General features: G+C 71.8%; 19 protein-coding genes. 12 read left to right on the forward strand and 7 right to left on the reverse strand.

Annotation, left to right across the window (positions count from 1 at the left end):
- Nucleotides 1-2: 2 nt before the first annotated feature.
- Entirely contained in the window at nt 3-848 is an 846-nt protein-coding gene (locus tag ABD401_RS19170; RefSeq protein ID WP_344607699.1) for a LuxR C-terminal-related transcriptional regulator, read from the reverse strand.
- Between the two features lie 189 nt (nt 849-1,037).
- Between ABD401_RS19170 and ABD401_RS19175 the strand changes: the two genes are divergently transcribed.
- Both ABD401_RS19175 and ABD401_RS19180 read left to right on the forward strand, forming a co-directional pair.
- Nucleotides 1,038-3,143: a galactose oxidase early set domain-containing protein gene (locus ABD401_RS19175; RefSeq protein WP_344607702.1), complete on the forward strand. Its 2,106-nt coding sequence runs from the start codon at nt 1,038-1,040 to the stop codon at nt 3,141-3,143.
- Nucleotides 3,140-4,255 (forward strand): hypothetical protein, encoded by a 1,116-nt coding sequence (locus tag ABD401_RS19180; protein ID WP_344607703.1) that lies wholly within the window; start codon nt 3,140-3,142, stop codon nt 4,253-4,255. The genes ABD401_RS19175 and ABD401_RS19180 overlap by 4 nt, the downstream gene beginning before the upstream one ends.
- On the opposite strand, the gene ABD401_RS19185 is transcribed toward ABD401_RS19180, so the two are convergent.
- Nucleotides 4,221-5,999 (reverse strand): GMC family oxidoreductase N-terminal domain-containing protein, encoded by a 1,779-nt coding sequence (locus ABD401_RS19185; protein ID WP_344607705.1) that lies wholly within the window; start codon nt 5,997-5,999, stop codon nt 4,221-4,223. The two genes, ABD401_RS19180 and ABD401_RS19185, sit on opposite strands and share 35 nt — an antisense overlap.
- Nucleotides 6,000-6,006: 7 nt before the next feature.
- Complete coding sequence (locus tag ABD401_RS19190; protein WP_344607707.1) at nt 6,007-6,927, reverse strand: hypothetical protein; 921 nt, start codon at nt 6,925-6,927, stop codon at nt 6,007-6,009.
- A gap of 179 nt (nt 6,928-7,106) precedes the next feature.
- Here ABD401_RS19190 and ABD401_RS19195 point away from each other — a divergent pair, with 179 nt between their 5' ends.
- The 7 genes from ABD401_RS19195 (at nt 7,107) to ABD401_RS19225 (ending at nt 13,409) form a co-directional block, all read left to right on the forward strand.
- Nucleotides 7,107-7,778 carry a hypothetical protein gene (locus ABD401_RS19195; protein WP_344607709.1) on the forward strand — a complete coding sequence of 224 codons (672 nt, stop codon included), beginning with the start codon at nt 7,107-7,109 and terminating at the stop codon, nt 7,776-7,778.
- 9 nt (nt 7,779-7,787) lie between these two features.
- Nucleotides 7,788-9,317 carry an acyl-CoA synthetase gene (locus ABD401_RS19200; RefSeq protein ID WP_344607711.1) on the forward strand — a complete coding sequence of 510 codons (1,530 nt, stop codon included), beginning with the start codon at nt 7,788-7,790 and terminating at the stop codon, nt 9,315-9,317.
- A 131-nt stretch (nt 9,318-9,448) separates the two neighbouring features.
- Nucleotides 9,449-10,198 (forward strand): hypothetical protein, encoded by a 750-nt coding sequence (locus ABD401_RS19205; protein ID WP_344607713.1) that lies wholly within the window; start codon nt 9,449-9,451, stop codon nt 10,196-10,198.
- The gene (locus ABD401_RS19210) at nt 10,195-10,788 is read left to right on the forward strand and encodes a cytochrome c oxidase subunit 3 (protein ID WP_344607715.1); all 594 of its coding nucleotides are present in this window, start codon (nt 10,195-10,197) and stop codon (nt 10,786-10,788) included. The genes ABD401_RS19205 and ABD401_RS19210 overlap by 4 nt, the downstream gene beginning before the upstream one ends.
- Nucleotides 10,789-10,859: 71 nt before the next feature.
- Nucleotides 10,860-11,114: a cytochrome C oxidase subunit IV family protein gene (locus tag ABD401_RS19215; RefSeq protein ID WP_344607717.1), complete on the forward strand. Its 255-nt coding sequence runs from the start codon at nt 10,860-10,862 to the stop codon at nt 11,112-11,114.
- A 10-nt stretch (nt 11,115-11,124) separates the two neighbouring features.
- Nucleotides 11,125-12,786: a PEP-utilizing enzyme gene (locus ABD401_RS19220; protein WP_344607719.1), complete on the forward strand. Its 1,662-nt coding sequence runs from the start codon at nt 11,125-11,127 to the stop codon at nt 12,784-12,786.
- 122 nt (nt 12,787-12,908) lie between these two features.
- Nucleotides 12,909-13,409, forward strand: a complete 501-nt coding sequence (locus ABD401_RS19225; RefSeq protein WP_344607721.1) for a hypothetical protein — start codon at nt 12,909-12,911, stop codon at nt 13,407-13,409.
- 167 nt (nt 13,410-13,576) lie between these two features.
- Here the strand turns inward: ABD401_RS19225 and ABD401_RS19230 are convergent, their stop codons facing one another.
- Genes ABD401_RS19230 through ABD401_RS19245 form a run of 4 tightly spaced genes read right to left on the reverse strand, consistent with a single transcriptional unit; the run spans nt 13,577 to nt 17,420 of the window.
- Nucleotides 13,577-14,893: an FAD-dependent oxidoreductase gene (locus tag ABD401_RS19230; RefSeq protein ID WP_344607723.1), complete on the reverse strand. Its 1,317-nt coding sequence runs from the start codon at nt 14,891-14,893 to the stop codon at nt 13,577-13,579.
- A gap of 9 nt (nt 14,894-14,902) precedes the next feature.
- Nucleotides 14,903-15,523 (reverse strand): TetR/AcrR family transcriptional regulator, encoded by a 621-nt coding sequence (locus ABD401_RS19235; protein WP_344607725.1) that lies wholly within the window; start codon nt 15,521-15,523, stop codon nt 14,903-14,905.
- Nucleotides 15,520-16,176: a TetR/AcrR family transcriptional regulator gene (locus tag ABD401_RS19240; RefSeq protein WP_344607727.1), complete on the reverse strand. Its 657-nt coding sequence runs from the start codon at nt 16,174-16,176 to the stop codon at nt 15,520-15,522. The genes ABD401_RS19235 and ABD401_RS19240 overlap by 4 nt, the downstream gene beginning before the upstream one ends.
- A complete protein-coding gene (locus ABD401_RS19245; RefSeq protein ID WP_344607729.1) occupies nt 16,173-17,420 on the reverse strand; it encodes an isochorismate synthase in 1,248 nt (415 codons plus the stop codon). Before ABD401_RS19245 ends, ABD401_RS19240 begins: the two co-directional genes overlap by 4 nt.
- Nucleotides 17,421-17,561: 141 nt before the next feature.
- Between ABD401_RS19245 and ABD401_RS19250 the strand changes: the two genes are divergently transcribed.
- The 3 genes from ABD401_RS19250 to ABD401_RS19260 all read left to right on the forward strand — a co-directional run bounded on the left by ABD401_RS19250 (nt 17,562) and on the right by ABD401_RS19260 (nt 21,541).
- On the forward strand, nt 17,562-18,257 hold the full coding sequence (locus ABD401_RS19250) for a demethylmenaquinone methyltransferase (RefSeq protein WP_344607731.1): 696 nt from the start codon (nt 17,562-17,564) through the stop codon (nt 18,255-18,257).
- Nucleotides 18,258-18,291: 34 nt separating this feature from the next.
- Nucleotides 18,292-19,515 (forward strand): PucR family transcriptional regulator, encoded by a 1,224-nt coding sequence (locus ABD401_RS19255; protein ID WP_344607733.1) that lies wholly within the window; start codon nt 18,292-18,294, stop codon nt 19,513-19,515.
- 181 nt (nt 19,516-19,696) lie between these two features.
- Nucleotides 19,697-21,541 (forward strand): fatty acid desaturase, encoded by a 1,845-nt coding sequence (locus ABD401_RS19260; RefSeq protein ID WP_344607735.1) that lies wholly within the window; start codon nt 19,697-19,699, stop codon nt 21,539-21,541.
- Nucleotides 21,542-21,599 lie beyond the last annotated feature (58 nt).

Below are 21,599 nucleotides of genomic sequence, written 5' to 3' on the forward strand. Positions count from 1 at the left end.
CGTCAGGGGAGCAGACCGAGGCGCCGGGCGTTGGCGACGGACTCGACGCGGTTGCCGGCGTCGAGCTTGCGGGACGCGGTCTGAAGGTAGGACTTCGTGGTCGCCTCGGTGAGGCCGAGGCGCTCGGCGACCTCGGCGTTGCTCGCGCCGGTGGCGACCTGGATCAGGACGTCGAGCTCACGGCGCGTCAGACGGACCGGCGGGGGAGCGGTCGGGTCGGGCGACATCGCGTGGGCGATGCGGGTCAGCAGGGCGTCGACGCGGTCGCGGTGGGCGGCGGCGACGTCGTCGCGGAGCAGCATCAGTTCCGCATGGGCGTCGCGCAGGCACTGGTCGCGGCGGCCGGGGTGGAGCGCGGAGCCCGGATTCAGGTCGGCGAGGCGGCGCTCGACCTCGGCGGAGACGCGGGCGTCGGTCTCCAGACGCCGCGTCACGTCGACGACCCGGTCGAGCACGCGGTCGCCCATCACCATCGCCTTGCGGTTGCTCGCGTAGAGCACGCCCTGGACGCCGTCGGGGAGTGAGAACGGCACGGCGACCATCGCGCGCAGGCCCTCGGCGCGCACGGGCTCGTCGTAGTGGTGCGTGATGCCCTTGGCCGTCCAGTAGTCCGCGACCCAGATCGGGCGGGAGAGCGCGAGCGCCTTGCCACCGAGCCCCTGGCCCCGGCGGACGTCGAGGAACTTCAGGCGGTCCGACCGGTTCCCGACCAGCGTCGTCAGCGTCATCTGCGGCCCGCCGTCGCAGATCCCGCCCGCGGCGATGTCCGTGCCCGCTGCGGTGCGTAGCGCGGTCACGTACGGAGCGAGGTCGAGAGGCAGGGCCACAACGGGGACGTCGGACGGCATCCGGGCATTCTTCCGCCTCGCTCCACCAAGCTCAATCGGCTCGCGTGCGGCCTGAGCAATCCCACCAATTGGAGGGTTTGGACGGGTTTGCCCTGGTAAGGACGCCGACCAGACGGCACCATGAGGCCACGGCGCGCGGCAGGCCAGGTCGTGCCCCCGCGACCGCGTGCGCCGCGCGAGGTGGTTTCCATGCGTAAGCCGATCCTGGCCGCGGGAGCCGCGGTCCTCGTCGTCCCGCTGACGCCGAGCCTCGGCACGGCGGCCCCGGCCCTGACCGCGGCCGACACGGGCCTGTTCTCCGCCCTGTTCGAGGAGCCGGCCGGCAAGTACGGCACGGACTGCGTCTCGGCGAACGACCCGCGCCCGCGCTGCAAACCCACCGCCAACGCGGTCTCCCAGCTCGCCGACGGCCGCCAGATCTACTGGAGCGGCCTGGAGGGCATGGACGAGCCGGAGCTCTCGGTCGTCGCCGAGTTCGGCCACACCGCGATCAACAGCGGCGCCCGCGTGCTCGACATGCGCAGCGGCGCCCCGACGTGGAAGCCGACCGCCCCGTACGACGCCCTGATCAACGCCAACGGCAACCCCGACAACGAGTACCTGCCACTGGTGCCGCACAACAACGACAAGACCGACAACGACGGCGACCTGTTCTGCGCGGACCTGAACTTCCTCGCCGACGGCCGCCTGCTCACCAACGGCGGCACGGCGTACTACGAGGAGCCGGGCATCTCGGGGACGAAGTACGGCGTCGTCGAACTGCAGGGCCTGCGGAACACCCGCCTGTTCGACCCGCGCACCGATCGGTGGAGCGAGGTCGGGAAGATGAAGTACGCGCGCTGGTACCCGACGATGGTGACCCAGCCCGACGGCTCGATCCTGACGTTCAGCGGCGTCGCGAAGATGATGAAGCCGTACTACCCCGACCGCCCCGCGGACTCGGCGGCGAACGAGCGCCACGTCGAGCGCTTCGACCCGAAGACCGGCACGTGGACGGTGCTGCCGGACTCGGCGAACAAGTCCCTGCCGCTGTACCCGCGCATGCACCTGCTGCCGGACGGCCGGACGTTCTTCAACTCCCAGGGCCAGGTCGTCAACCCGATGGGCTACGCCTGGGACGAGGCGACCTGGAGCCTCACGTCGGTGTTCGACCCGAGGACGAACTCCTGGACCGACCTGGGGATCAACGACTTCGGCGGCCTGCCGCTCGGGTTCCGCGGCTCCGGCTTCTCGATGATGCTGACGCTCAAGCCCGGTGACACCACGGCGAAGTTCCTCTCGGTCGGCGGCGTCCCGTTCGCGTGGCCGGGCGGCTACTTCGGCGTCCCGTACACGACGATGACCGAGGTCGGCCCGGGCAACAGCTTCAAGTCCTACGCGAGCGGCAACCTGCACAGCCCCCGCTGGTACAACGACGGCGTCCTGCTGCCGACCGGGCACGTGTGGGTCGTCAACGGCGCCGACCGCGACCACCTCGCGGCGCCGGGCATCGACATCGCGAACCGCACGACCGAGCTGTGGGACCCGGCGACCGGGCAGTGGACGGTCACCGCCGCGCAGTCGCACGGCCGGACCTACCACCCGACCGCGATGCTGCTGCCCGACGGCCGCGTCCTCGTCGGTGGCCACGCGCCCGCCGGCTTCCTCTACGGGCGCCCGACCGACGCGGCGGAGCAGAACCTCGGCATGTCCCGCAACTACGCGGACCCGACGTTCCAGATCTTCAGCCCGCCGTACCTGTACTGGGGCAAGCGGCCGGTCATCACCAAGGTCAACCCGAACTGGTCGACGAACCGGACGATGACGGTGAACGTCGACCGGCCGAGCGAGATCTCCAGCGTGCGGCTCACGCGCAACCCCACGGTCACACACCTGATGGACGGCGACCAGCGCAACGTCGAGCTGAAGATCGTCAGCCGGTCGAAGAACTCGGTGACCGTCGAGGTGCCGAACAGCAACTACCTGCCGGCCGGCCCCTACATGCTGTTCGTCCACACGAAGTCGGCGAAGGGCGAGATCCCGTCGGTGTCCCGGCAGGTCTTCGTCGACGCCAAGCTGACGAAGGCTCAGGTCAAGGAACTGCAGACGCGCGCGGCCGGCCTGGTCCGCGGCGAGCTGCTGGCCGGCGTCCCCGAGGTGCCGGCCGCCGGTGACCTCGGCAGCCCCGGGCCGAGCCAGGGTCCGCTCAAGGACGTCGCCGACCTCGCGGTGCTCCCGGGCCCGGCGGTGCGGACGGAGTCCGGGCGGCGGCCCGGTCGCCGTCGATCGCTGACCCTGACCCGACGGGCCCGGTGACGGCGGTCCGATCCCGCGCCCTCGCGGCGGCGGCCGCGGTGGTGCTCGCGGTCGCCCCCGCGCTCGGCGCGGCCCCCGCGCACGCCCACGGCGGGGACCCGACGCTGGTCCCGACCGTCCGCGAGATCGCCCCGGCCCTGCCGGCGGAGGTCGTCGTCCAGGCCCGGACGACGGTCAGCGAGCAGTTGATCGTCGCCAACCCGACGGCCACCCCGCTGCTCGTCCTCGACCCCGCGGGCCTGCCGTTCCTGCGCATCTCCAGCGCCGGGACGCACGGCAACGTGAACAGCACCTACTTCCACCGCACGCTGAACCCACCCGGCGTGACGCCCCGTCTGCCGGCGTCGGCGAAGCCGGGCGCGCCGGCGGCGTGGGTGCGCCTGAGCCGCGAGGGCAGCTGGGGTTGGTTCGAGCCCCGCATGCATCCGTTCGAGCCCGGCCGTGAGCCGGCCGGCGACGGCACGGAACTGACGACCTGGCAGGTCGGCCTGCGGTACGGCGAGCGGCACGTCCGCGTCGAGGGCGTCCTGGAGCGGCGGACGGTGACGGGCTCGTTCCTCGCGCAGCCGGACCCGCGGTCCGACGGCCTCAGCGTCACGGTCGCCCCCGGGTCGGTCCCGGCGATCCTGCTCGTCGCGCCCGCGGACCGCCGCGTGGAGATCACGGGCCGGGACGGCAAGCCGTTCCTGCGCCTACGGCCGAACGGCGCCTTCGTGAACGCCGGCAGCGCGAACCTGGGCGAGAACCCCGATTTGCTCGACGCGGTGGGCCGGCGGACCGGGTGGGTCCGCGTCGGCGAACCCGGTCGCGTCCGGTGGCTGGAGCCGCGGCTGCAGTACTCCGCGGACCGTCCGCCCGAGGTCGTCGAGCGCGCCGGTCGCCCGGCCGAGCTCGGCCGCTGGGAGGTCCCGCTGACCGTGGACGGCGCTGCGGCGCCCCTCACCGGCACCCTCACCTGGATCCCGGCCAACGCCGACCTGGCCGCGCTCGGCGGCGGCGGCGACAGCGGCGGCGTCCCCTGGGTCCCCGTGCTGGTCTGCGGAGCGGTGGTGCTCGGGGCCGGCGGGCTGGTCGCGGTCAGTCGAGGCCGAGCTCGACGAGTCGCCGCGTGATGCGGCGGTCGGTCGAGACCGTCGGGCTCCCGGTCCGCACGTAGCGGTCACCGCCGAAGTACTTCACGAAGATCTGCTCGGCCGTGCGCGTGGCCAGCGCCTGCGTGGTCAGCGTCGGGTTCGGTCCGCCGATCGCGTTCGGCAGGGCCGAGTTGTCCGCGACGAACAGCCGCTGCACGAACCGCGCCTCGCCGGTCGGGTCGAGGACGGAATCAGCGGGGTCGTGGCCCATGCGCATCGAGGACTGCACGTGCAGGATCAGCGGCGGCCAGTCGAGCCGGATCACCTTCTTCGCCCCGGCGGCCCGCAGGACCTCGGCGGCGCGGTGCGCCATGAACTCGCGGTTCGCCAACGTCCGCCGGCTCCGGGCGCGCTTGGCGAAGCTGACCTTCGGCGCGGCCCCGTGCTCGTCCGCGACCATCGCCGACAGCGACGTCCGGTTGCCGGGTTCGACGTCGTCGTCGACGAGCGTGACGAAGTTCAGCAGCTGGTCGACGTTGGAGAGGATCTCCTTGAGCTCGTTGCCGATCGGACGCCCGGACGGGCCGTCCCACGGGCCGGTGATGCCGCGGCCGTTCGTGTACGCGCCGCGCACGCCCGAGTCGCTGAACGTCGTCGCGAAGGCCTGCAGCGCCGGCGGCAGCCCGACGTGCTCGAGGCAGCCGTGGCCGGGGAAGTCGACGCGCGCCGAGGACCCCGTGCCCTTCGACGAGCCGGTGTAGAAGTCGCAGACGCCGACGAGCCAGTCGAAGGCGTGGTCGGTGAAGCCGCGTCCCACCCAGTCGTTCGGGTTCGGCAGGCCCGAGTTCAGCCACAGCCGCGGCGTCTCGACGCACCCGCCCGCGAGGACGACGACCTTCGCGTCCTCACGGTGGTGCTCGCCCGTCCGCCCGTCGCGCCACGTCACGCCGGTGGCCACGGTCTCGGACCCGCGCTGCTCGGAGTGGACCTGCGTGACGTAGGAGTCGGCGCGCAGATCGACCGCCCGGCCGCCGGGTGACCAGGCGTCAGCGGTGATCGCCATCGGGATGTAGGAGTTGTCCGTCGACCGCTTCGCCTTGAGGTTGCGCGGCGCGCGCCGCGGCTGGATGCAGCCCTGGAAGCAGTAGCCGCACATCGTGCAGCCCTTCGCCTGGGGATAGAGCAACTTGCGGTCGTCGTTGGTGCGGCCCGCGGTGCCCTCCGGTTGGAGGATCGCGTTGGGCTGCGGACGGTAGGAGTTCCGCGAGATGTTGCGGCCCCGGTTCAGCGGCAGGCCGAGCTTCTGCGCGCCGCGGAAGATGACCTCCTCCTTGGTGCCCATCGCCGCCGGCGCCACGGGCAGCGTCTCCTCGACCCACTCGTAGTAGGGCAGGAAGTGCCGGTAGGAGAAGGGGAACGGGTGCTCGGTGTCGTAGGCCGCACGGTCGGCCCCGGAGTACCCGGCGAACACCCCGGGCATCGCCCGCAGCGAGTTCGCGTAGTAGTGCAGCGTCGTCCCGCCGACGCCCGCGACCTGCCACAGGAACGAGGGCTGCGGCAGCTCGCGGAACCACGGCGGGGAGCCGTACCGGTCGCTCGGCCCGACGCGGAAGTAGCCGTCGATCAGGTTGTTCGCGTCGTTCTCGTAGTCGGTCCACTCCGACTCCGGCTTCGCGTGCCGCGGACCGCCTTCGAGCAGGAGCACATCGAGCCCCTGTGCCGCGAGCTCGGTCGCCACCACCGGCCCGCCGGCTCCGGCGCCGACGACGATCACGTCCCTCATGCCGACATCACCGCAGCCCCCGGTGGTAGCCCTTGAACTCGGCGTGCCCGTTCGGCGGGGTCTTCCGCCCCGGCGCGAAGTTCGACAGCGTCCAGCCGAGCGGCCGTTCGCGGGCGGTGCGGGTGGCGCGGTCGAAGACGGCGAACTCGCTGTAGACCGCGAACGCGGCGAAGTTCGGCAGCGACGCCCCCAGGAGGCCGAGGACGCCGGAGAACGCGCTGCGCATCGGCTCGGCGAGGTCGCCGTCGATGCGCTCGGCGATCGCGGGGCTGTCCTCCTCCAGCCGCCGGAAGGCCTCGGTCTTGCCCGCGTGGGAGAGATTCGCGTACGGGGACGCCGGGAACGGCCCGGCGATGGACGCGGGATCGACCTGGACGGCCAGACCGTTGAGCAGCATCGCGACGACGAGGGTGATCGGCACCGTCCGGTCGCTGGCGAAGAGGGCCTGCAGTTCGTCGTCGACGGCGGTGAACGCGTCGAGGGGCACGGCCGGCAGGGGAGCAGGGGCGCTGTTGCTGACGCCGGTCGCCAGGGCCTGCGCCACCGGGCGCAGCATCTCGTCGGAGGCGGGGACGTAGCGGTCGAGGCCGTAGAGGAGGAACTCGCCGGCGCCCGCCTCCACGCCGCCGGGCGTCGGGCTGGTCTCGCCCTGGGCGACCGAGTACGGGTCCGTCCCCGGGACCACCCAGGCCGCCAGGCCCCGGTACGTGTCCTGGGAGAGCACGTGCAGCGCCGTACCGGGGTCGGCCGGGGGTGCGGGGGCCCCGACCCGCGGCACCGCCCGCGGCACCGCCCGCGGCACCGCCCGCGGCGCGGCCAGGGTTTCCGCCCGGGCGGTCGCCGGCGCGACCAGCAGGCTCGCGCCGAGCACGCCGAACTGCACCAGGAACTGTCGCCGGCCGAGGAGGCGGCGCTCAGGGTCCTGCATCGGTCACCGCCGTCCGGGGGCGAAACGGGCGAAACGGGCGCGGACTTCGGATTCAAACATCGCCCGCGCGTGCTGGCGAGGGTTACGCATCGGTTTGTCCGATCGTTCGAAGGGTCAGGTTTACCCGCTTTGTCACTACCGGATCCGAGCCGGAAGTGATCTGATAGAGAGCTGTGAAGGTGCGGTGGAACGCTCGGAGCGCCGGCGGCGCGGTCGCGACCGCGGCCGCCGTTGTCGTTCTGGGCGCGAACCCCGCCCTCGCGGACGCGTCCACGACCGACGGCGAGGCGCCCACCGTCGCCCACCGCCAGGTCGGCATGCAGGTCGGGTCGACCCCGGTCGCGGTGATCGCGGAGTTCGCGGTCCCGGCCTGGCTGGTCCCGATCGCGCCCGAGCGCCTGGTGTCGCTGAACGACCCGGCCGGCCGTCCGGTCCTCCGCCTCGACGCCACCCGCGTCCACGCCCGCACGCAGACCCAGACCAGTGCGGTCCGTGACCAGCTCGGCGTCGTGGACCGGGTCGCGCGACCGACCGCGTCGTCGCTGGGCGCCGGGGTCGACAGTGTCCGCGGCACCCCGGCCGCGGCGCGGCCGAGCAGCGCTCGCCCGGCGGCGGTCCCGGCCGCGGCGGCCACGCCGTCCCGGACCCGCGGGATGCAGCTCCCGCTGCAGGTCGACACGTCCGCCACCGCGCTCGGCGGGAACTACGCCTGGGTCCCCATACAGGGCGTTGTCGGCTCGGCCGGGGGGTCCACCGGGCTGCCCGAGCTCGCGGGCTTCGGGCTGCTGGCGCTGGGAGCGGCCGCGGCCGGCGTCATGGTGGTGCGTCGCCGCGCAACTGCGGCTGGGTAACCTCGCCGGGTGTTTCCCGGGGTTCATGCTGCGTCCACGCCCGACAAGCCGGCCGCTGTCCTGGCGGGTACCGGCCAGACGCTGACCTACCGTCAGCTCGACGAGGCGTCGCTCCGCCTCGCGCACGTCCTCCGCGACGCCGGGCTGCGGCGCGGCGACGTCGTCGGGATCGTGACCGACAACCGCCTGGAGGCCTTCGAGGTCTACTGGGCCGCGCTGCGCTCCGGGCTGTACTTCACCGCGATCAACCACCACCTCGCGGCGGGGGAGGTGGAGTACATCCTGCGCGACGCGGACGTGAAGGCCCTGGTGGTCTCGGCCGGCAAGGCCGAGCTCGCCGAGGCCGTGCGTCCCGCCGCGGACGTTGCGGTGGCACTGGCGTTCGGTGGTCCCGTCGCGGGTTACGACGACTACGCGAAGGTGCTCGCCGCCGCCTCGACCGACCCGCTGCCCGAGCAGCCGCGCGGGATGATGATGCTCTACAGCTCGGGTACGACCGGCCGGCCGAAGGGCGTCCGCCCGCCGTTGCCGCGGACCGAGGTCCACGAGCCCGGCGACCCGCTGGTGCAGCTCAACCACGACGTCTACGGCGTCGACGCCGACACCGTGTACCTGTCGCCGGCGCCGATCTACCACTCGGCGCCGGTGAAGTGGTGCCACTCCGTCCACGCCCACGGCGGGACGGTCGTGATGATGGAGCGCTTCGACGCCGAGGCCACGCTGCGGTCCATCGAGCGCTACCGGGTGACGCACGCTCAGTTCGTCCCGACCATGCTGATCCGCATCCTCAAGCTCGACCCCGAGGTCCGCGCCCGGTACGACGTCTCGAGTCTGCGCGTCGCCGTCCACGCGGCCGCACCGTGCCCGGTCGAGGTCAAGGAGGCGATCATCGCCGAGTGGGGCCCGATCGTCTGGGAGTACTACGGCTCCACCGAGTCGCTCGGGGTCACGATCATCGACAGCGAGCAGGCGCTCGCACGGCCCGGCTCGGTCGGGAAGCCGGTGCTCGGCGTCCTGCACATCTGCGACGAGCACGGGCACGAGCTGCCGGCCGGTGAGGTCGGCACCGTCTACTTCGAGCGCGAGTACCTGCCGTTCCGCTACCACAAGGACGACGAGCGGACGCGGTCCGCGCAGCACCCCGAGCACCCGAACTGGGGGACGGTCGGCGACCTCGGCTACGTCGACGACGACGGCTACCTCTACCTGACCGACCGCAAGGCGTTCCTGATCATCTCGGGCGGGGTGAACATCTATCCCCAGGAGGTCGAGAACGCCCTCGCGCTGCACCCGAAGGTCGCCGACGTCGCGGTGATCGGGGTGCCGGACCCCGAGATGGGGGAGTCGGTCGCCGCGTTCGTCGAGGTGCCCGCCGGTGTCGAACCGTCCGAGCAGCTCGCCACCGAGCTACGCGAGTTCGTCCGGTCCCGGATCGCCCACTACAAGGCACCCCGTACGGTCACCTTCGTCGACTCGCTGCCCCGGACCCCGACCGGGAAGCTCGTGAAGGGCCGGCTGACGGTCGCTCCCGAGCGGTAAGTCGTCGGTCCGGGGTTGACCGACGGTGCGCCGTCCGAGAGGATAGACACTCTGTCCAGTCACGATGTACAAGCAACCCGCGTGCGCTCGGCGGGTGACACCGACGCCGAGACCACGGACCTGCGGCCCCCATGAACTCACTCTCGACCACGACCCAGCGGGGGATGGCGTACTGCGCCCTCGCGTTCTGCGCCGTCTACGGCACCGGCATCCTGCTCGCGGGGTTCGTCCCGCCGCCGTCGCCGAACGACAGCGCCGACGAGATCTCCGACTTCTTCGCGTCGAACACCGAACGGATCCGCACCGGCACGCTGCTGATGATGCTCGGCGGCGCGCTGATGATTCCGTTCTTCGCGGTGCTGACGCTGCAGATGCGCCGCATGCGGGGCCGTTTCGACGGGCTGGCGCTCGCGCAGCTGGTCGCCGGCGGCATCGCGGTCTGGGTGTTCACGCTGCCGCCGATCGTCTTCGCCGTCGCCGCGTTCCGGCCGGGTCAGAACCCCGACGTCACGCAGATGCTCAACGACCTCGGCTGGTTCCTGTTCGTGTGGAACCTGGGCACGGTGACGTGTCAGGCGGTCGTCATCGCGATCGCGATCTTCTCCGACCGCGGTGAGCACTCCGGCGACGGCGAGCCGGTCTTCCCGCGCTGGGTCGCCTACCTGAACGTGTGGGTGGCGATCGGTTTCCTGCCCGGAGCCGCGCTCACGTACTTCAAGACCGGGATCTTTGCCTGGAACGGTGTGCTGGCCTTCTGGCTCGCGGCCGTGTTGTTCTTCTCCTGGATCCTCGTCCTGTTCTGGTCCACGTTGCGCGCGGTCAACCGTGAGGCCGCCCAGGTCGTCGTCGAAGCCCCCGTCGGAAAGGAAGTACCCGCATGACTGCGGAGGTGGAAGCCCCGCCGGAACGCCCGGCCAGCAAGGGGCACGTCCCCGGTGAGCCGGGTCTGTGGGTGTTCCTGCTCGGGGACATGGTGGTCTTCGGGATCTTCTTCGGCACGATCCTGGTGCTGCGCGGCCGCGAGACCGAGATGTTCACCAGCTCGGCCGAGACGCTGCACCTGGAGTGGGGTGTCGCGAACACGATCGTGCTGCTGACCAGTTCGTTGTTCGTGGTGCTCGGCATGCATCTGGCGCGGGTGCGACACCACCGGGCGCCGTTGTGCTTCCTGGCGGCGATCGCGTGCGGGTTGCTGTTCGCCGGGGTGAAGGCGATCGAGTACACCTCGCTGATCTCCGACGACCACACCGCCTCGGTGAACGACTTCTACACGTACTACTTCATGTTCACCGGCATCCACCTCGGCCACGTGGTGCTGGGCATGGGTGGTCTGCTGGTCGCGATGCGGCTCTCGCGTCCCACGGCCAGCGGTACACACCGGATGGCTGCGTTGGAGGGTGTCGCGAGCTTCTGGCACCTGGTCGACCTGCTCTGGATCATGTTGTTCGCGACTCTCTACCTGGTGCGCTGATGACCTCCCCGACTGCGGAAACTCCGATGACTGTGGAATCGATGACCGGGTCCGCGCTCAGGAGCCCGGCCGTGCGTGCCTCGTTCGTGGTGTGGGCGGCGCTGGTGGTGTTCACGATCGCCTCCTTCGCCCTCGGCGGGGAGCACCTGATCGAGAACAAGGAACTGGCCGCCGCCGTCGTGATCGGCATCGGTGCGATCAAGGTGCGCCTGGTGGGCCTGCACTTCATGGAGCTGCGTCACGCGCCCATCGCGCTGCGGCTGGTCTTCGAGGCTTACTGCGTCCTGATCTTCGGAGTTCTGATGGGTCTCTACCTCTTCGTCTGACGGAGCGACAGTGCCTGACGCATCATCACGCTGGTCCGCCTCCCGATTCGTCGGAGGCTCGGAAGGTCGCGTCGACACCCTCGACAACGCTGACTGCAAGCCCGACGTCTGCTGGACGACGGGCAACGTCGCCGACGCGTTCCCGGGTGTCTTCACCGCCTTCACGTTCTCCTTCGTGCACGAGCCGATGGAGATCGCGATGCGGCGGATGTTCCACACGCTCGGGGTCTTCACCGCGGACGAGCTCAGCGTCTCGCCGCGACTGGAGGACCAGTTCTGGAACGCGTTCGCCGGGCGGGCCGCCGCGAACATCGACCAGTTCCGCCGGGTCGCCGGCCTGCTGCCCGGGACGTCGGCGACGGCGATCGAGCAGCAGCTGTTCGGTTACGTCCGTCCGGAGACCGTCGACGACAACAGCCTGCGCCGGTACCCGGCGATCCTCGCGAAGGCGCCGCGCGCCGTGACCACGCTGCCGAAGCGGCACGACGCGATGTTCGCCGACCTGCGGGCCTGGCGGCTGGCGTCGCTGGCGCGCGTGCCCAACCTCGACGAAGCGGGCTGTCTGGAGCTGATCGGCGACGCCAAGCACCGCTTCGGGCGCTTCATGCTCGAGCACCTCATCGTCGCGTTCGTCAGCTCCGGCCTCGCCGACCGCCTGACCGAACTGACGACCAAGGCCGGGCTGCCCGGGCTGGAGGCGCGGCTGCTCTCCGGCGTCGGGTCGGACGAGAACGAGGTCGCGAACGACCTGTGGGAGTTGGCGCACGAGCGGCTCTCGCTCGCGGAGTTCCTCGACCGGCACGGGTATCACGGTCCCAACGAGGGGCAGATCTCCGGCGTCTCGTGGCGTGAGGACCCGTCGCCGGTGCTGAAGCGTCTCGCCGACTACCGCAACATCGCCGCCGACGACCCGCGGGCGCCGCGCAACCGCAGCGCCGCGCAGGCGCGGCTGCGGGCCGAGGCGGCGGCGGAGCTCGGCAGCACGTCGCGGATCGTCGGCGCACAGGTCCGGCTGCTGGTGAAACTGACGGCCCGTTTCCTCGCGCTGCGCGAGCAGGGCAAGGCGGGCTACCTGCTGACCTTCGACGTCACCAAGGCGGCCTGCCGTCGTCTGGGTGCGCTGCTGACCGAGCGGGGAGTCCTCGCCGACCCCGAGGACGTCTTCCACCTCACCCACGGCGAACTCGTCGACGGACTGCGCGACCTGCCCGGCGGGCTCTCGGTCACCGACCTGGTCGCGACCCGGCGCGCGCTGCACGAGGAGCGCGAGCACCTGCGGCTCCCGCAGGCCTGGCAGGGCGTCCCGGTGCTGACCAAGGTCGAGGAGCCCTCGACCGAGGGGTCCGCGGTCGGCGCGGTCGTGAAGGGTCTCGCGGCCAGCAGCGGCGTCGCGGAGGGGCGGGCCCGCGTGGTCCGCGACCCCGCGACCGCGGAGTTCGACGACGGCGACATCCTCGTCTGCGAGAACACCGACCCGGGCTGGATCTCGCTGTTTCTGGTCGCCGCGGCCGTCGTCACCGACCAGGGCGGCATGCTCAGCCACGGTCCGATCGTCGCCCGGGAGCTCGGCCTGCCCTGCGTGTGTGGGACCGAGGACGGCAGCCGCCGCATCGCCGACGGCCAACGCGTCCGCGTCGACGGGGACGCCGGCACCGTCACGGTGCTGGAGTGAATATCGGGACTTGAGGGACAAATCGGACTTTCCTGGGCATTTCCTCACGTTCGGATGAGCCGGGGTTGGGTGGACCGGCGGAACGATGGGCACCTGCATTTCTCGCCTGTCCGGAGGCCCCCATGCGGAAGTTCACCCGCGCTGCGCTCGTCCTCGGCTCCTCGGCCGCCCTCGTCCTCGGGACCGCGGCCGCGGCCCCCGCTGCCCGACCCGCCGACAACGGCGGCGTCCTCGGCGCGATCCTCGGCGGCACGGGTGACCGCGTCGGTGACCGGGACGGGCACGACTGGGACGAGAACGAGTCCCGGTGGACCGAGGAGCTGAAGCGGTGGCAGGACGACGACCGCTGGGACCGGGACCGCTGGGACCGGGACCGCGATGACCGTGACGACCGTGACCGCGACTTCCGCTGGCACAACGACGACTCCGACTCGGACGACGGCGCCTCGGTCCTGGAGCTCGGCGGCATCCAGCTGATCACCGTCACCGAGGGCATCGAGATCCTCAACCTCGACCTCGGCGACGAGGACCTCGAGGACCGTCGCTGGAACGACCGCGACGGGTGGAAGCACGACGACGATGACGACGACCGCGACGGCCTGCTCGGCGGCCTGCTGGGCTGACGCCCCCGCAGAACCTGGGCGCACCCGCCTCCGGCGCCCGCACCGGCACGGGGACCCTCACGGGGGGTCCCCGTGTCGGCGTTCCGGCCCCTGCACTGGAGATGACATCTCCAGTGCAGGTCGGTGTGCACTGGAGATGTCATCTCTAGTGCAGGTCGGTGCGCACGTCAGTCGAGGGTGTGGCCCGCGGCTTCGAGCATCCCGGCCCAGGTGTGGACCTTGACCCGGGCGGCGTTACCGCGCTTCTCGCCGAGAGCCTTCTCGGCGGCGTCGAGGGAGTTCCAGTTCTCCAGCTCGACGAGCTTGGCGACGCGGGAACGGACGAGCTCCAGTGCGGTGCCGGGGCTGACCTCGCGCGCCAGCAGCTGGTCGCGGTCGCCGAGGATCACCTCGACGGTGTGGTCGGCGTCGGAGCGGTTGGTGCCGATGACGCCGGTGGCGCCGCGCTTGACCCAGCCGGCGGCGTACTCGCCGATCTCGACCTGGCCGCCGACGACGCGGTGGTCCGCGGTCGGGACGACCTTGTTCGCCTCGTCGAACGGGACGCCCGGCACGGGGACGCCGAGGTAGCCGATCGAGCGGAAGACCAGCCCGACGGGGAGGTCCTCACTGCCGTCGCCGGCCTTGATGCGCAGGCCCTCGACGCGGTCGGTGCCGAGCACCTCCTGCGGTGGCGCGTAGAAGTGCAGGTGCAGACGACGCTCGGCGCCGGTGCGCTCGCGGGTCGACCACGAGCGCATCTCGTCGACCATCTTCTGCAGGTTCTTCTCGAGCTCGTCGGGGATGTCCGCGAAGTGCGCGGGGTCGACGATCACGTCGACGCCGTCGAGCTCGCCCATCTCGCGGAGTTCCTTGAGCGTGAACTTCACGTGCTCGGGACCGCGGCGGCCGACGATGTGCACGTCGCGGATCTGCGAGGCGCGCAGCGCGTCGAGGACGGTGTCGGGCACGTCGGTGGGGGAGAGCTCCTCGGGGTTGCGGATGAGGATCCGCGCGACGTCGAGGGCGACGTTCCCCAGGCCGATCACGGCGGCGTGCTGGGAGTCGAGCTGAACCGGCTGGGTCTCGGCGTCGGGGTGCCCGCAGTACCAGGCGACGAAGTCGGTGGCGGCGATGCTGCCGGGCAGGTGCTCGCCGGGGATGCCCATCGGACGGTCCGTCGAGGCGCCGACGGTGTAGACGACCGCGTGGTAGTCGGCGAGCAGCTCGGTGGTGGTGAGGTCGCGTCCGAGCTCGACGTTGCCGAAGAATCGGACCGTCGGGTTCTCGATGACCTTCTGCAGCGTGCCGGCGAGGTTCTTCATCTTGAGATGGTCCGGGGCGACCCCGTAACGGAGCAGACCGAACGGCGCCGGGAGGCGGTCGTAGACGTCGACCTCGGTCCCCGGTTCCTTCTTGGTCAGGGAGTCGGCGACGTAGATTCCGGCCGGTCCGGCACCGACCACAGCAACACGGAGCGGGCCACCCGCAGCAGGCGAAGTCACCTGGGCAGCCTAGCCAGCCCCGTAGATCGCACTCTCGATGGTCGCCCCCAGGGCGGCGTTGACCTCCGGCAGCAGATGGGGGTTCTCGGCGTCGGCCCCGGCCTCGTACCAGGCGCGTTCCAGCGTCCAGACCAGCGCGCTGCCCAGCGTGGCGGCGGGCACGCCCAGGGAGGCCGCCGAGTCCCGGTGGGTGTCCTCGATCAGCGTGGTGACGGCGGCGGCGAGCCGGCGCTGCGCACCGAGATGAACCTCACGGATGGCGGCGTGCCGCGGCCATTCCTCGATGGCGGTCCGGAACACGGCCGCGTCCGCCGGCGTGAAGTTCAGCCACGCCGCGATGCCCTCGCGCAGTGCCGGCGGTCGCCGCGTCGCCTCGTCGGTGAACAACGCCTCGAACATGGGCACCCCGCGCGCGTAGACCTGGTCCAGCAGCGCGGCGAAGGCGTCCTCCTTGCTCGCGTAGTAGAAGTAGAACGTCCCGCGCGAGACCTTGGCCGCCTTGAGGATCTCGGCGATGCGCAGGTCGTCGAGCGTCGAGGACTGCAGCAGCTGGGCGAGGACGTCGAGGATCTCCTGCCGGAACGCGCCGGCGCTCGCGCCGACCGGGGCGTTCGAGGCTTCCTTGGTCACGACGCGACCACCGGCCCCCGCGGGTCGCCGTAGATCGCGGCCATGCAGATCGCGACGGTGGCGTCGAGGCGTTGCGCCGCGGTGCGGAGCTTGGGGTCGGTCCCGGTCGAGCCGACGTAGAAGATGCGCTCGGCCGCGGAGACCATCATGGCCGCCAGCACCTCGGCGGGCAGGCCGTCCGGAGCCCGGCCGGCCGCCCGCTGCTGGGTGACCTGCATGGCGAGGACGGCGCGGAAGGGTTCGGAGACGGCGGACCAGACCTTCGCCAGATCGGGCACCGCGTGCTGGTTCTCCAGCACGGCCTGAATCACCGCGCGGTGCTCGAACCACAGCTCCATCGCCGGGCGCAGACTGGCGCGCAGCGCGGCGGCCGGGTCGGTCCACTCCGCCTCGAGCTCGGTGTGGGTCTCGGCGAACATGTCCTCGAAGATCGTCGTCATCAGCGCCGTGACGACGTCGTGCTTCGACGAGAAGTAGTGGTAGAAGCTCGCCCGCGAGAGCTCGGCCTCCGCGATGATCTGCGCGACCGAGATCTCGTGCAGCGGCGTCGTCGCGAGCAGCTTCTCGGTGGCGGCGAAGATCGCCTTCTCGATCGCCTGGTCCCCGGTGTGCGCGCGAGGGCGCCGACGCGGCGGAGGTGCGACGGGCTTCACCCCTCCAGCACCTCGCGGACGGCGACGAACTTGGCCTGGGCCTCGGCGAACTCGGACTCGGGGTCGGAGCCGGCGACGATGCCGCACCCGGCGAAGAGCCGCAGTCGCGCGCCGTCGACCTCGGCGCACCGCAGCGCGATGCCCCACTCGCCGTCGCCGCGGGCGTCCAGCCAGCCCACCGGCCCGGCGTAGCGGCCACGGTCCATGCCCTCGAGCTGGGCGATCGCGCGACCGGCCCGCCCGGTCGGGGTCCCGCACACCGCCGCCGTGGGGTGCAGCAGGCCGGCCAGGCTGAGGGCGTCGGTCGGGGTGCCGTTGAGGCTGGCGCGGGTGCGCAGCGTCCCGGTCACCTCGCTGGCCAGGTGGGAGACGTTCGCGAGTTCCATCACGCTCGGCTGCTGCGGTACGCGCAGTTCGGTGCAGTACGGGGCGATCGCGTCGAAGGCCGAGCGCACCGCGTACTCGTGCTCCTCCTGGTCCTTCGCGGAGGCGAGCAGCCGGGCCTTGGCGTCGGCGTCCCACGCGGTGCCGGCCAGGACGCGGGAGATGACGCGGTCGCCCTCGCGTCGCACCAGCAGTTCGGGGGTCGCGCCGACCAGGCCGTCGACGGAGAAGGTGAAGCAGGCGGGGAAGCGCTGGTTCAGCCGGCGCACCAGGTGGCGGACGTCGACCGGGGCGTCGGCGCGCGCGATCAGGTCGCGGGCCAGGACGACCTTGGACAGCTGCCCCGCGCGAATGCGCTCGACCGCGGTCGCGACGGCGCGGCGCCACTCGTCCGCGGCCAGCGCGCCGTCGGTGAACTCCACGTTCTGGGGACCCGCCGCGGCCGGCACGGGCCGGTCCGGCTCCGGCTCACCGGACCCGATGACCGTCAGCCAGGTGCGGCCGTCGCGGCGGCCGAGCACGACCTGCGGAACGACGAGCACCGACGAGGTCGGCCCGTCGGCGAAGGTGAAGCTGCCGAAGGCGACCGGGCCGGTGCCCGGCAGTTGCACCGCGTCGGAGACGACGGCGTCCAGGTGCAGGGTGCGCCACCACTCGACGGCCTTGGTGAAGCGGTCGGGGCCCGAGACCACCAGGCGGGTCGCCTCGCCCCAGCCGATCAGGCCCTCGCCGTTGTGCACCCAGGCCAGCGGGCGGCCGGGCGGGACGAGATCCACCAGCGCCGCGGTCGCCCGCGGGTCGGAGGTCTTGAGCTCGACCGTGCGCACCACCAGCGGCTCGAGAGAGGTCGCGGTGGTCAACGGACGCCCCCCTCTGCGCGAGTGTCTGAACACGGTGTCGACAGCGCTCAAAGCCTACGCGGGGGCCCCGGGCGGGGACGGCGCCAGGTCAGTGAGGTTGCTCGCCCGCTCTCTTGGCAGGATGGGGCGCGTGACGTGCGCATGAGCAGAGCGGCCCTGGACAAGAAGCCGGCCGAGGTCGCGGCGATGTTCGACGGCGTCGCGCGCCGGTACGACCTGACCAACGACGTCCTGTCCCTCGGCCAGGACCGGCGCTGGCGCAAGGCCGTGACGCAGGCGATCGACGCACGCCCCGGCGACAAGGTGCTCGACCTCGCGGCCGGCACCGGGACGTCCTCGCTCCCGTTCACCGAGGCCGGGGCGCTGGCCGTCCCGTGCGACTTCTCCCTCGGGATGCTCCGCGTCGGCAAGTCGCGGCTGCCGCAGCTGAACTTCACCGCCGGCGACGCGATGCGGCTGCCGTTCGCGGACGGCGTCTTCGACGCGGTGACGATCTCCTTCGGCCTGCGCAACGTCGCGGACCCGGCCGTCGCGCTCGCGGAGATGCTGCGCGTCACCCGGCCCGGCGGCCGCCTCGTGGTCTGCGAGTTCTCGCACCCGACCTGGGCCCCGTTCCGCACCGTCTACACCGAGTACCTGATGAAGGCCCTGCCGGCGATCGCCCGCCGCGTGGCGACGAACCCGGACGCGTACGTCTACCTCGCCGAGTCGATCCGGGCCTGGCCCGACCAGCGCGAGCTCGCCGGTGTGATCGGCAAGGCCGGCTGGGAACGCGTCGGGTGGCGGAACCTCTCGGGCGGCATCGTGACGCTGCACCGGGCACGTCGGGCCGACTGACCTCCGACCGACGACTCCGGAACCGGGGCGCGCGATGAGATTCGACGACGACCAGGTCGCGGAGTGCCTGCGCAAGACCGCCCTCGAGGTGCTGCCGCTGGCGAACGGCATCTCCGAGGTCGTGCTCGGCCGGATCCTGGAGAAGGTTCCGGCCCTCGCTCCGCAGCACACGCCGGAGGAGATCGAGGTCCTCCGCGTCGCTGTCGAGCAGAACGTCGGCGGCATCCTCGCGATGCTGGCGTTCGGCATCGAGGCCGACCTGATCGAGCCGCTGGTGGGCACCGTGGCGCTGCTGCGCCAGACCGCGGCCGAGGGCGGGGACGTCACCACCGTCCTGCGCGGATACCGCGTCGGGCACGCCCGGCTGTGGCAGGCGTGGGCCGAGGAGGTCGAGGCCCGGGTGGCCGACCCGGTGCTGCAGAACCGGGTCCTCGCGTCCTCGTCGAACAACATGTTCGCGTTCATCGACAGCGCCTGCGAGCGCCTCGTCGAGCTCAGCCGGGAGCTGTTCGGCTCGCTGGCCGGTGGGGGTCGCCCGTCGGGGCGGGACATCCTCGACCTGCTCCGCAGCGACGAGCCGGCCGACCTGGTCGAGGCGAGCCGCGGGCTCGGCTACGAGGTCCGCGACCACCACGTCGCGCTCGCCGCCGTCCCGCTGCGGCCGGACGCGGACGCCCGCGCCGCCGTCCGGCAGCTCGCCGAGGCCGCGCCGGGCTGCGCGCTGCTGACCCGGGCGATCGGGGACGGCTCGTGGTGGGCCTGGCTGGGGTGGCCGGCGCCGCCGGGGGAGGACGTCCTCGACGCCCTGACCCGGGTCGACGTGGCGGGCGTCCTGGTCGGGGTGGGGGAGCCGGGCCAGGGCCGCGAGGGCTTCCGCCGCTCGCACGAGCAGGCCGTCGAGGCCGAGCGGACGTCGCGGACCGCCCGGTCCCCGTTCGGCGGGGTCGTGCGGCACCGGGACATCGAGGTCGCCGCGGTGCTGTGCGCGGACCCGGAGCGGGCCCGCCGGTTCGCCGCGGACCGGCTCGGTGCGCTCGCGCGGCGCGACGAGGCGACCTCCCGGCTGCGGGCGACCGTCCGTGCCTACCTGGCGCACGGGCGCAACCTCGCCCGCACCGCGGAGGCGCTGCACGTCCACCACAAGACCGTCAGCTACCGGCTGGCCCGGGCCTCCGAGCTCGTCGGCCGCAGCCTGGTCGACACCCCGTACGACCTGGAGGCGGCGCTGATCATCGACCGCACGCTGAGCGGGGAGTAGCGGCGCTCTTTATCCAAGACGGATAATCGGGGTGGCCTTATCCCCACCGGGGCACAGTTCTTGTCCGTTCTGGTCGATTCGGGGTCCGGTGGGCTATCGGCCGAGCACCTTGTCCGGGTTCGTCGACCCCGACAGGCTGTCCGCAGAGTTCGCGCAGCAGCTTCGTCCCGGGAGCGTTCGCATGACGATCACCGCCAATCCCTCCGTCCGGCAGGTCCTCGCGCAGGTCGTGCGAGACCCCGACTACGAGGCCATCGCCCACCGGCCCACCTGGCAGTGGCCGCATCTCGCGCTGACCGTCGGGTCCTGGGCGCTGTTCGTCGGCAGCACCTGGGCGTACCTGGCCGGCAACCTGCCGCTGATCGCGATGATCCTGCTGAACCAGCTGGCGTTCTACGCCTGCTTCACCCCGCTGCACGACGCCGTCCACAACGCGGCGTCCGGCAACCAGCGGGTGAACGACTGGATCGGCACCATCTCCGGGACGCTCCTGCTCCCCGGCGTCACGACCGCCGAGTACCGCGTCCTGCACATGGAGCACCACCGGTGGGTCGGGGACCGCGAGCGCGACCCCGACCACTGGTTCGTCCATGCCCGTAAGCCGTTGCTGCCGGTCGTCTTCGCCGGCCCGGAGTGGGTGTGGACCTACTGGTGGCTGCGGAAGCTGTGGCCGACGCACAGCCTGAAGGAGAACCTGAAGTTCGTCCGACTGCTCGTCATCTACGTCGGCATGCACATCGGGTTCCTGGCGTCGCCGTACTGGAAGGAGTTCCTCCTCTGCTGGCTGATCCCGCACTGGCTGGGCTTCCTCGTGCTGGTCTACGTGTTCGCGCACATCCAGCACCCGGAGGAGTCGACCTGGCAGGTCGCGCCGTTCCAGAGCACCGTCGAGCTGCGCGGGACGAAGGTCGGCAAGGTCTACTGGCTCGGGCAGACCGACCACTGCATCCACCACGCGCTGCCCCACGTGCCGTTCCACAAGTACCACCGGGTCTGGGACCTCTCGGACTCGATCCTGCGCAAGCAGGGGATCCCCGAACGTGGTCTGTTCCGCGGCCCGGAGCCGTTCGCGATCCCGCGGCGGGCCTACGACACGACGGTCGCGGCCCGGGTGGTCGCGGCCCGGGACGTCGCCCCGGGCGTGCGGACCTTCGAGCTCGAGGGCGTCGACGGTGACCTGCCGACGTTCACGCCCGGCGCGCACGTCGACCTGCACCTCCCGTCCGGACGGGTGCGGCAGTACTCGCTGTGCGGGCCGGTCGGTCCGCGGTACCGGATCGCGGTCAAGGCCCTGCCCGACGGACGCGGCGGATCGCTCGAGGTGCACGAGACCCTGACGGAGGGTTCGGTCGTCACGGTCTCCGCGCCGCGCAACAACTTCGAACTCGTCGAGGCTCAGCGCTACGACCTGGTCGCAGCCGGCATCGGCATCACCCCGATGCTGTCGTTCGCGCACCACCTGCACGCCGAGGGGAAGCCGTTCACGTTGCACGTCTGCGCATCCGACGAGGCGTCAGTTCCGTTCGGTGCCGAGCTGTCGTCGCTGCCGTTCGCGGACGCCGTCGAGCTGCACGTCCCGGGCCGGCAGTTCAGCCTGGAGCGATCGGTCGGCCGCTGGGCGGGAGTCTCCGCGATCTACGTCTGCGGTCCGTCCGGGTTCATGGACATGGTCGGCGAGGAGGCGGCCCGGCTCGACTACCCGATCGACGCCGTCCACCGCGAGTCCTTCACGGCCGCCGTCATCGACCTGACCGACACCACGCCGTTCGAGGTCGTCCTCGCCCGCAGCGGTCGGACGTTCACGGTCCCGGCCGAGCGGCAGTGCCTGGACGTCCTCCTCGAGCACGACGTCGACGTCCCGTGGTCGTGCTCGCAAGGCGTCTGCGGCTCGTGCGTCACCCCGGTCCTCGAGGGGGAGGTCGAGCACCGCGACGCCGTCCTGAACGCCGAGGTGAAGGCCTCGAACTGCGCGATGACGATCTGCGTCTCCCGCGCCAAGGGCGACCGGGTGGTCCTCGACCTCTGACCCGCGATGTCAAGAAAGGGTGACACCCCTTATTGCGCAGTAAGGGGTGTCACCCCTT

The organism is Sporichthya brevicatena (assembly GCF_039525035.1).
GTDB classification, from domain to species: domain Bacteria; phylum Actinomycetota; class Actinomycetes; order Sporichthyales; family Sporichthyaceae; genus Sporichthya; species Sporichthya brevicatena.